This window comes from Halobacillus sp. (assembly GCF_049282395.1).
GTDB lineage: Bacteria > Bacillota > Bacilli > Bacillales > Halobacillaceae > Halobacillus.
Map to the genome: position 1 here is coordinate 1 of NZ_JBAPTY010000313.1, position 9,312 is coordinate 9,312.

A 9,312-nucleotide genomic window follows, 5' to 3' on the forward strand; every position below is an offset into this window, starting at 1 on the left:
TATTCATCATGAAAAGCCTGATCCTCCATAGCCTGGTCAAGAGCATCTTCCAGTTCCTGAAGAGGTCCCATTAATGTCTCAGGTACATATTTGCCTCCAAAGTCACCGAATCTGCCTTTAACGTCTGGAAATACTTGCAACATTCCGCTCCACCTCTTTCGTAATCGCTTGTATTTTACTAAGATCTTTTTGTTCATCATTTTCGATACCGCTTGATAGGTCGATTCCTTCCGGACGGTAGGCAATTAATTCTGCCACGTTTTCCGGCGTAACTCCTCCGGCAATCAGGCAGGGAACTCCCTGCTCAAAAGCTATATCGCGATACTCAGGGATCGCTTCCCAGTCAAATCGGACACCTGTGCCGCCTGAGACTCCCTTTACCTTTGAGTCAATCAGATAGCCGTCCGCAACTCCCTGGAACACTTCCATTTGATTTTTCCCATTCTGCTGGTGATGAATGACCTTCCATACGGGAAGGCCGAAAGATTCCTTTATTTTTAACAAATCAGAGACCTTTTCATTTCCATGCAGCTGAATAACATCGAGTGGAACAAAATGAAGAACTTCCTCTATTTCTTCAATGCTTGGATCGATGAACACCCCGACAAGCTTCTGCTTCGGACGAATCTGTCTCACCCAGCGGCCGGCCAGCTCAGGGCGTACGTAGCGTTTCGTTTTTCTAACAAAAATGAAACCGACGTGTGTGGCACTGGAGGAGGTGGTTTTCGTCAAATCCGATAAGGAGCGGTTGCCGCAGAACTTAATGATAGGCTCCTTCATAACACGTTGACTCCCGTCATTAGGTCCTGGACACCTTTTTTGATGTCCGCCTGTTTCATAAGTGATTCTCCGACAAGTACTCCTTCAGCTCCGTAGCCGACTACTTCGCGTAAGTCTTCATTTGTAAAAATTCCGCTTTCAGAAACAAGAAGGGATTCTTTAGGCGCAAGCTCCGCCATTCTTTTCGTCTGGGAAAGCTTCGTTTCAAAGGTATGCAGGTTACGGTTGTTCACGCCAAGGATTTCTGGGGTGAATTCCTTCAGCACCTTTTCCAGTGTTTCTTCACTGTGAACTTCCACTAACGCTTCCATGCCCAGATCCTGAGCCTGCAGATAAAGTTCGTGAAGCTTTTCCGCTTCTAGCGCTTCACCGATCAACAGTACGGCATCCGCTCCAATATAGGCACTCTCCGCAATTTGCATGGAGTCGATGATAAAGTCCTTACGTAAAACGGGAACGTCCACCACTTTTTTGATATCCGTCAAAAAGTCCCGATGGCCCTGAAAGAAGTGCTGATCAGTTAGTACAGAAATCGCCTGAACACCAGCCTGGTTATATTCATGTCCGATCCGTACAGGATTAAAATCTTCACGGATAATCCCTTTGGACGGGGAGGCTTTTTTCACCTCTGCAATCAGTCCTGCCAAATGGGGAGAATTTTTCAAGGATTCCTTTAGTGAATAGTTTGTAAATGATTGTTCTTCTGGTAAGAAGAGGCGTTCTACTTCTTGCCGCTTCACAGCTAGAATGGTCTCAAGCATACTGGCGATCCTCCCTTTCCACTGCTACAGATTCAAAGTAACGACGGGTCACCCCTGTCTGGATGGCCTCTTGAACTTGCTTAACTCCATCACGAAGGTCTTCGGCTTTCCCTGCTACATAAAGACCGGCTGCTGCATTCATGGTGACGATTGTCGTTGCGCTTTCGTTCGCGTTACCGAGCATCACCGCTTCAATCATCGCTGCACTTTGTTCTGTTTTTTCTATTTGTATATCTTCGAGTTTTCCTCTGGTAAGACCGAGGTCTTCCGGGGTCACCGTAGTACGGCTGATGATTCCGTCTTTCAGTTCAACCAGGTCGGTAATTCCGGTTATGGTTATTTCATCTAACCCATCACGGCCTGTCGCTAACAACACGTGTTTCGAACCAAGGTTGTACAGCGCTTCGGCCATCTTCTCCGCGTAGCCCGTGTCATAAATACCGATTAGCTGACGGCGTGCATTCGCCGGGTTGGACATCGGTCCAAGCAGGTTGAAAACGGTACGGAAACCAAGTTCCTTCCGGGCAGGACCTGCGTGCTTCATCGCCTGATGATACAGAGGAGCGAACATGAACGTCATTCCTTTTTCCTGGAGAGCCTTAGCGCCTTCCTCGGGAGTTGTATCGATCGGTATACCGAGTGTTTCGAGCACATCGGCACTGCCGCTTCGGGAGGATACTTTACGATTGCCGTGTTTCGCTACCTTCACACCCATGCTGGCAAGAATAATAGAAACAGCGGTCGAAATATTAAACGTAGAAGCTCCATCGCCTCCTGTACCGCACGTGTCTACAACTGAATCATCCTGAACATCAAGCTTCATCATGTTCTCCCGCATCGCCTGGACAAACCCGGTCATCTCATCAACCGTCTCTCCGCGATAGCTCATCACGCTCAGCATGCTCATCAGCTGTCCTGTAGTCGCTTCTCCCTTCATGATGGCGTCCATAGTAGCAAATGCTTCCTTCTCAGATAGAGTCTCTCCAGATACTACTCGTTTTAAGATATCGTTCATTTGTACTCCACTCCTTCTCTGCTCGTCTCGAATACCTGCTCAGCTATTTGAATCGTTCTCTTAAGGGCACTTGCTTTACTTAACGTTTCCTGAAATTCCGTCTCTGGATCTGAATCAGCCACGATCCCGGCTCCTGCCTGGATATAAAGATCTTTTCCGACCAGGGTCATCGTCCGGATCGTAATGCAGGAATCGATATTGCCATCGAAACCGAAATACAAGATTCCTCCGCCGTATAAGTTACGAGGGGTGGGCTCCAGCTCCCTAAGAATCTGCATCGCCCGCACTTTAGGAGCTCCGGATAATGTTCCAGCAGGGAAGGCTGAACTTACGGCATCAATGGGGGAAATGTCTGATCTCAGCTGCCCTACGACTTTACTGATGATATGCATAACTTTTGAAAATCGCCCGATGGTCATATATTCGGTAACATCCACCGAACCAAATTCAGCTACCCGTCCGATATCGTTGCGAGCGAGATCGACCAGCATGCGATGTTCCGCCAGCTCTTTTTCATCTGCCAAAAGTTCTTCAGCGAGAGCGTCATCTTCTTCCTGAGTGGCTCCACGCTTTCTCGTACCTGCGATCGGGTGAATTTCAAGTTTCCCTTCCTGCACTTCCAGTAAACGCTCTGGAGAGCTCCCAATTACTTCTACATCATTAAACTTCAGAAAGAACATATAAGGAGAAGGATTGACGTTTCTTAATACGCGGTACAATTCAAAACCGCTCCGCTCTGTGACGGTGTGAAAGCGTTGGGATAATACAGCTTGAAATATATCACCAGCGCGGATGTATTCCTTAATTTTCTCTACATCGTTTTTGAACTTATCAGGATGGTAATTGCTGTCGAGTTCAACACCGGCATCCTCTTCCAAGTCACCGGCAAGCATTAAATCCGGCAGTCCCTGGTGGTTCATTAGTCGCTGCTGCACTTTTTTAATACGCTGTCTGGATTGTTCATATATAGTAGAAGAGAGCGATTCGTTATCGACTCTTGCATACGTTAAAATGGTTACTTCCTTGGTTTTGTGATGATACGCAATTAGCGTCTGGCAAAATAATAAATGATAATTAGATAAGGACAATTCGTCCTGAATGGCACGAGGCACTGGCTCATAGTCGGAAATCGCATCATAACTGATGTACCCGACTCCCCCTCCTTTAAAAGGAAGTGGGACATCGGCCGGTTTTACATTCAGAGTGCTTACCACATGGTTAAACGCTTCTTTAAAAGTAGCAGCCGATTCTTTGGTCTTTTTTTGAAAATCAGAAATCACAAAATCCGCCTCGTCTTCTTTTATTTCCATCATCGGATCTAAGCCAATGAAGGAATAATTCGACCAGGGTGATTCAGGATCCTGACTTTCCAGCATATAAACAGCTTCATCATTGAGCGCATGAAACATGTGTATAGGGGTTAACGTATCGGTAAAAAAAGATTGGCTTACGGGAATGGTCTGATGCTCGCGGGCATCCTGGATAAATCTTTCGTACGTGGTCATGGGCTCACCTCTCCATATAAATTTATGGAGAATGAGACGTTGAGAGGATAAATATAAGAGGATGATAAATATAATTCTATAACGGCCAGGCAATCTTCCAGCTCCTTCGTCTGTTGATCCCTGTGCTCACTCAGCTATGCTCATCCTAGAAACCTCAACTCTACGGCTCTCATTCTCATCTCAACTATGCTTTATTCTGATCACTTTTAAATAGTCTATAAAATTCAGACAATAATGTCAACCATCGGCGTTTGGCTGAGTATTCAACCATCTGTCCGTTACCTTATCGACACAGTTTCGAGATGTTTGGGTCCGTTGCCATCAAAGTATTAAGATTGTTGAGTAAATAATTCTCTTTACTGCGTCCCTACACGACATAGGGTCGATCGACGTGGCTGCCGGACGTGGAAATCTTAGTCGATCGTCCATTGTTAACACAGGCTTCCCGAGGGAAGGCGTAAGCCTGAGGAAGCTCAGCGCAAGGGATGTTCGACTAAAACCGCCACGTCCTGTGGCAACGTCGAACGACCCTGCGTCTTGCAGGGCCGGAAAGCGAATCGTCTCCCGCCAGACCTGGGAAGAATCAACTTGGAAGTTTTACAGATACTCTTTAAAAGAAATGGATGAATTTTTTACATGAAATTTGAACGAATTCTGCTGGCTGTTCGTCTTATAAGTAAGTCGGAAATGAGGAATGATGATGGATTCTAATGACATTCAACTTGCTAAGCAGGGAGACCAGCAACTTTTAGCTAAACGGCTCAAAGAAAATTACTCCTTCCTTGTCAAGTACGTGTGGAAGATGAGCGGCGATGAGCAATTGGCTTACGATGTAACACAAGAGACGCTCGTAAAAGCGATCCAGAAAATTAGTCAATATAAAGGAAAGTCCTCCTTCTCATCATGGCTGATCCAAATTGCCACTCATACGTACCTGGACATCAAACGAAAACAAAAGCGAGCCTTCACTTATGAACAATCCGAAGCCGCACGCCTGAAGCGGGAGGAAATGACCGACTCCATACCTGCCGAATGGTATGACGTGCAGCAGGCCCTTCTTCAATTAGAGGACCAGTACCGCATCCCTATTGTATTAAAACATTACTACGGCTATGACTATGAGGAAATTGCTCAAATGACCAAAGCTAAAACAGGAACGGTGAAATCGAGAGTCCATTATGGGCTTAAACAGTTAAGAAAGGAGCTCGGCGAACATGAAGGATGACAAGAACATAGAGAGCCTGCTGCGAACCACCGCCCATCAAATGGATAAAGAGATCGAAGTTGAGGAACCTTCCCTTGCTTACTTTACTGATTTAGTTCAAAAGGAAACAGAAGCCTGGTATAAGAGGCTATGGATCGAACTCGCTCTTCTCTGGCTGATGGCTGTCATTTGCCTTAGCGTCTTAGCAGTCAGTGTGGTTTACGCCCCGCTTGTATTTATAGGGATTCAACTGCTTTCCGTTATCGTTCTATTTGGTTACTTCCTTAAGGAAAGCTCCGGAACGGTGGCGTGGCGATCATGAAGCATTATGGACCTGAAGAAATCCCATTGTGGGGGATTCTGTTAATAGGGATTATATTAATTACACAAAGCTCTATTCTTTACATTAAAGCAAGAAAAAGAGGCAAAGCCCCCTGGTTATGGGGAATTATAGGACTTATTCAATTTCCGATTCCAAGTCTGGTGTACTTCATCCTCACTAAAACCGTCTGGAATGAGAAGAAGAACGCCCAGGGGCAGGATCATTCATGAATATTCTGCTGATCACCCTGGCTATAACCGCTCAGTTGCTGGGATATGGGCTCCTCTTTTTTCATCTGGGGACAGGAATTGCCCTTGTATTGAGCTCCTATTTACTTTTAATCATCATCATTTACAGATTAATTCTTGAAAGAAAAAAAGAAAAAAGAGAGGAAGATCAACGTGATTATCGTGACTACTGACTTTATTCCAGGTTATGAGATTAAGGAGTTAAAAGGGTTTGTAAGAGGCAGCACGGTTCAGTCTAAACATATTGGCCGGGATATCATGGCAGGATTAAAAAACCTGGTCGGAGGAGAGATTACGGACTATACCAATATGATGGATCAGGCGCGCCAACAGGCAATTGGACGGATGATTGAGCACGGAGAGTCTAAAGGTGCAGACGCCGTTATAGCCGTACGGTTAGAGACTTCCAGCATATCAAGTTCCGCTTCCGAGATCATGGCCTATGGAACAGCGGTTACACTAAACCCGTCTCCTCGCAACTAACATGAAAGGAGGATTGTTATTATGTTAATGATGCAGAATGCTCTCCAGATTTTACAGGAAAATCTAGCTATTATTGCTCCTCTTATCGTCATACAAATCATTCTTATGATTGCTGCCTTAATTAGTTTAATTCGCACAGAAGAAACAAACGGACCGAAATGGGTGTGGGCGTTAGTTATTGTCATTTTCAACACACTAGGTCCTATCGCTTACTTTATTTTCGGCAGGAGGTTTGACGCGTGATTACGGTACAAAATCTATCCAAAGTCTATCAGAGTAACCGGGCGGTTGATGATATTTCTTTTACATTATCGTCTGGAAAGTGTATTGCCCTTCTTGGACCAAACGGTGCCGGAAAAACAACTGCTCTCCGAATGATGGCTGGATTAATCTCCCCTACAAGCGGCACAGTGGAACTTTTAGGAGAGCATTCCGGTGATATCCGCAGCCATATCGGCTACCTCCCTCAACATCCTCATTTCCACTCGTGGATGACAGGTAAAGAATTTCTTATCTACGCCGGTAAGCTGGCTCACCTATCTAAGAAAGAAGCCGCTTCCCGTGCGGACCAGCTGCTTACCAGAGTTGGAATCTTTGAAGTAAGGAATAGAAGAATTTCCAAGTATTCCGGGGGAATGAAACAGCGTCTTGGTATAGCGCAGGCACTGATTCATAAGCCTGAGCTATTGATGCTTGATGAACCCGTTTCCGCGTTAGATCCGATTGGACGGCGTGATGTACTTAATTTAATGGAAGAATTGAAAAAGGAAACAACCATCCTTTATTCCACACACATCTTAAACGATGCTGAAGAATCAAGTGATGAGATCCTCCTTATGCATGAAGGGAAAATTGTGGAGTCAGGCTCGCTTTCTTCCTTAAAAGACAGGCACCAAGTTGATAAAATTTCTCTTCAATTTGAAGACAAACCCGAATCCTACAGGCAGAAACTGGACCATCTAGACGTGGTTACCCGTACGGAAATAAAAAAAGAAACGCTCGACGTGTACGTTACTGACCAGGCGCGGGCACGAGAAAGCATACTGAACCTGGCGTTGAAGGAACACTGGCCACTTCTTCAGTTTGAAATGGGCAGAATAACACTTGAAGATCTGTTTATGAAGGTGGTGCAAAGTTATGCAGTGGCTGACCGTATTCAATAAAGAACTGTTGGAGTCATGGAGAAATTTTAAATGGATCTGGGTTCCTCTTGTTTTCATTTTGCTTGCCATTACGGATCCACTCACAACTTATTATCTTCCTCAAATCCTGGAGGCAACGGGCGGTCTTCCAGAGGGTGCAACTTTTGAGATGCCGGAACCTCCCCCTTCCGAAGTTTTCATGATGAGCGTCTCTCAGCTGAATCTTATTGGAGTGCTGATTATCGCTTTAATTACGATGGGGACCATTTCCGGCGAACGTAAAAGCGGCGTTGCCGAACTAATTCTGGTAAAACCGATTGCTTATCACTCGTACGTTACGGCTAAGTGGGCCGCCTACGCCTTACTCATCTGGGTATCCACTTTCATCGCTCTAGTGGCCAGCTGGTATTATGTGAATTTACTCTTCGGTGAAGTATCAGCAGGGAGCCTCTTGCGAACGGTTTTCTTTTACGGCTTATGGATGACATTCATTCTTACCATCAGCATTTTTATGAATACATTAAGTAAAACAGCCGGTCTTGTCTTATTCTTTACGATAACGCTCGTGATCGCATTGAATCTTCTTAGCAGTGTCTTTGCTCATGTGGTGGAATGGAGCCCGGCTTTAATCAGTACACACCTTAGAAATAACTTAATCTCCGGAGAATTATCAAGCGCCCTGTGGGGAAGCGCCGGAACAGCTGTCCTATTTATCATCCTCCTGCTCGCAGGCGCAGCCTATACCCTGAAACACAAAGAGATCTCCTGATAATGAAAATTACTAAAACCAAAAACCAAAATATTCCACCTCAGGTCATCCAGTTATTGGGTATACTGTAAGGTGGAAGATTGTCCTTGGTCTGGTTCGGGTATAGACTGAGGGCAAACTATTATTTGCAGAAGGAGAGATCTCTTATGAAACCAACCGCTTTAATTACGGGAGCTTCAGGTGGAATCGGCTATGAATTTGCCCGCCTGTTTGCCAAATCAGGGTACAATCTTATTGTTGTCGCCCGATCTGAAGATAAACTAATGCAACTGAAAGAAGAATTAGGTGAACATCCCGTCACGATCATTCCTCATGACCTATCTGAACCTGGAGCCGCTGAAGTTCTCTATAGTAAAGTGAAAGAACTCGGGCTTACAGTGGAAGTGCTTGTGAATAATGCAGGTTTTGGATTAAACGGTCAGTTTGATGAACTTCCCCTTCTCGATCAACAGAAAATGCTTCAAGTCAACGTAAACACCCTTACAGAATTAACTCATTTATTCTTACAGGATATTAAAAAAGCACCTCTACCTGATATACCAAAAGGGGTCATCAATGTCGCAAGCACCGCCGCTTTCCAGCCGGGACCTAAGATGGCTGTGTACTATGCCTCAAAGGCTTACGTCCTATCATTCTCTGAAGCATTAGTCGAAGAACTCCGCGGAACAGGTATTACCGTGTCCACCCTTTGCCCAGGAGCAACCGATACAGACTTCTTCAAAACGGCCAAAGCGGAGCACACAAAATTAGTAAACAGTACGATGTCTCCTGTAGACGTAGCGAAAGCTGGTTTTCTTGGTTTCGTAAAAGGAAAAAGAGTGATCGTTCCTGGAGCAGCCAATCAATCGATGGTTTATGCTTCCAAATTCATCCCACGTTCCACTGCAGCCAAACTGGCTCACTATATGGACCAATAGTCACTTCGAGCGAGTCAGGTATACATCTTTATCCCCATTAAAACAAGGAGCAAACTTCAAAGTTTGCTCCTTGTTGTGTATAATTGGAAGATCATGTTTATTTCTTTCAGGTAATATGAGGAGAGGGGACTAGTTTTGAAAAAAATAATCGGGTACACTTTATTAA

The 9,312-nt window shown here is 45.1% G+C and carries 13 protein-coding genes and 1 pseudogene; 9 read left to right on the plus strand and 5 right to left on the minus strand.

The genetic code is table 11. The annotated features are described in order from the left end of the window. The 5 genes and pseudogenes from WAM07_RS13310 to trpE all read right to left on the minus strand — a co-directional run. Positions 1 to 143: pseudogene (locus WAM07_RS13310) on the minus strand (tryptophan synthase subunit beta); the annotation flags it as partial. After that, the gene (locus WAM07_RS13315) at positions 118 to 780 is read right to left on the minus strand and encodes a phosphoribosylanthranilate isomerase (protein ID WP_422167573.1); all 663 of its coding nucleotides are present in this window, start codon (positions 778 to 780) and stop codon (positions 118 to 120) included. The gene WAM07_RS13315 and the pseudogene WAM07_RS13310, both read right to left, overlap by 26 nt. Next, entirely contained in the window at positions 777 to 1,541 is a 765-nt protein-coding gene (trpC, locus tag WAM07_RS13320) for an indole-3-glycerol phosphate synthase TrpC (RefSeq protein WP_422167575.1), read from the minus strand. The genes WAM07_RS13315 and trpC overlap by 4 nt, the downstream gene beginning before the upstream one ends. Continuing rightward, positions 1,534 to 2,556 (minus strand): anthranilate phosphoribosyltransferase, encoded by a 1,023-nt coding sequence (gene trpD, locus WAM07_RS13325; RefSeq protein ID WP_422167577.1) that lies wholly within the window; start codon positions 2,554 to 2,556, stop codon positions 1,534 to 1,536. The genes trpC and trpD overlap by 8 nt, the downstream gene beginning before the upstream one ends. After that, complete coding sequence (gene trpE, locus WAM07_RS13330) at positions 2,553 to 4,061, minus strand: anthranilate synthase component I (protein ID WP_422167579.1); 1,509 nt, start codon at positions 4,059 to 4,061, stop codon at positions 2,553 to 2,555. Before trpE ends, trpD begins: the two co-directional genes overlap by 4 nt. Before the next feature lie 700 nt (positions 4,062 to 4,761). Between trpE and sigY the strand changes: the two genes are divergently transcribed. The 9 genes from sigY to WAM07_RS13375 all read left to right on the plus strand — a co-directional run bounded on the left by sigY (position 4,762) and on the right by WAM07_RS13375 (position 9,146). Further along, positions 4,762 to 5,286 carry an RNA polymerase sigma factor SigY gene (gene sigY / locus WAM07_RS13335; RefSeq protein WP_422167581.1) on the plus strand — a complete coding sequence of 175 codons (525 nt, stop codon included), beginning with the start codon at positions 4,762 to 4,764 and terminating at the stop codon, positions 5,284 to 5,286. Then, the gene (locus WAM07_RS13340) at positions 5,276 to 5,587 is read left to right on the plus strand and encodes a YxlC family protein (protein WP_422167583.1); all 312 of its coding nucleotides are present in this window, start codon (positions 5,276 to 5,278) and stop codon (positions 5,585 to 5,587) included. The genes sigY and WAM07_RS13340 overlap by 11 nt, the downstream gene beginning before the upstream one ends. Continuing rightward, positions 5,584 to 5,817, plus strand: a complete 234-nt coding sequence (locus tag WAM07_RS13345) for a sigma-Y antisigma factor component (protein WP_422167585.1) — start codon at positions 5,584 to 5,586, stop codon at positions 5,815 to 5,817. The genes WAM07_RS13340 and WAM07_RS13345 overlap by 4 nt, the downstream gene beginning before the upstream one ends. After that, positions 5,814 to 6,008 (plus strand): hypothetical protein, encoded by a 195-nt coding sequence (locus WAM07_RS13350; RefSeq protein ID WP_089752032.1) that lies wholly within the window; start codon positions 5,814 to 5,816, stop codon positions 6,006 to 6,008. The genes WAM07_RS13345 and WAM07_RS13350 overlap by 4 nt, the downstream gene beginning before the upstream one ends. Next, positions 5,989 to 6,318, plus strand: coding sequence for a YbjQ family protein (locus WAM07_RS13355; RefSeq protein WP_224893215.1), 330 nt, complete (start codon positions 5,989 to 5,991; stop codon positions 6,316 to 6,318). The genes WAM07_RS13350 and WAM07_RS13355 overlap by 20 nt, the downstream gene beginning before the upstream one ends. Before the next feature lie 21 nt (positions 6,319 to 6,339). After that, on the plus strand, positions 6,340 to 6,561 hold the full coding sequence (locus tag WAM07_RS13360) for a PLD nuclease N-terminal domain-containing protein (RefSeq protein ID WP_422167586.1): 222 nt from the start codon (positions 6,340 to 6,342) through the stop codon (positions 6,559 to 6,561). Continuing rightward, positions 6,558 to 7,481 (plus strand): ATP-binding cassette domain-containing protein, encoded by a 924-nt coding sequence (locus tag WAM07_RS13365; protein WP_422167588.1) that lies wholly within the window; start codon positions 6,558 to 6,560, stop codon positions 7,479 to 7,481. The genes WAM07_RS13360 and WAM07_RS13365 overlap by 4 nt, the downstream gene beginning before the upstream one ends. Next, positions 7,456 to 8,229 (plus strand): ABC transporter permease, encoded by a 774-nt coding sequence (locus WAM07_RS13370; protein WP_422167590.1) that lies wholly within the window; start codon positions 7,456 to 7,458, stop codon positions 8,227 to 8,229. Before WAM07_RS13365 ends, WAM07_RS13370 begins: the two co-directional genes overlap by 26 nt. 146 nt (positions 8,230 to 8,375) lie before the next feature. Beyond that, entirely contained in the window at positions 8,376 to 9,146 is a 771-nt protein-coding gene (locus tag WAM07_RS13375; protein ID WP_422167592.1) for an SDR family NAD(P)-dependent oxidoreductase, read from the plus strand. Positions 9,147 to 9,312 lie beyond the last annotated feature (166 nt).

Bases quoted from the DNA above. Each gene is read 5' to 3' on its own strand.
- WAM07_RS13350 (WP_089752032.1), top strand. From the start codon at position 5,814: ATGAATATTCTGCTGATCACCCTGGCTATAACCGCTCAGTTGCTGGGA.
- WAM07_RS13315 (WP_422167573.1), bottom strand. From the start codon at position 780: ATGAAGGAGCCTATCATTAAGTTCTGCGGCAACCGCTCCTTATCGGAT.
- trpD (WP_422167577.1), bottom strand. From the start codon at position 2,556: ATGAACGATATCTTAAAACGAGTAGTATCTGGAGAGACTCTATCTGAG.
- WAM07_RS13370 (WP_422167590.1), top strand. From the start codon at position 7,456: ATGCAGTGGCTGACCGTATTCAATAAAGAACTGTTGGAGTCATGGAGA.
- sigY (WP_422167581.1), top strand. From the start codon at position 4,762: ATGGATTCTAATGACATTCAACTTGCTAAGCAGGGAGACCAGCAACTT.
- WAM07_RS13340 (WP_422167583.1), top strand. From the start codon at position 5,276: ATGAAGGATGACAAGAACATAGAGAGCCTGCTGCGAACCACCGCCCAT.
- WAM07_RS13345 (WP_422167585.1), top strand. From the start codon at position 5,584: ATGAAGCATTATGGACCTGAAGAAATCCCATTGTGGGGGATTCTGTTA.
- trpE (WP_422167579.1), bottom strand. From the start codon at position 4,061: ATGACCACGTACGAAAGATTTATCCAGGATGCCCGCGAGCATCAGACC.
- WAM07_RS13360 (WP_422167586.1), top strand. From the start codon at position 6,340: ATGTTAATGATGCAGAATGCTCTCCAGATTTTACAGGAAAATCTAGCT.
- WAM07_RS13375 (WP_422167592.1), top strand. From the start codon at position 8,376: ATGAAACCAACCGCTTTAATTACGGGAGCTTCAGGTGGAATCGGCTAT.
- trpC (WP_422167575.1), bottom strand. From the start codon at position 1,541: ATGCTTGAGACCATTCTAGCTGTGAAGCGGCAAGAAGTAGAACGCCTC.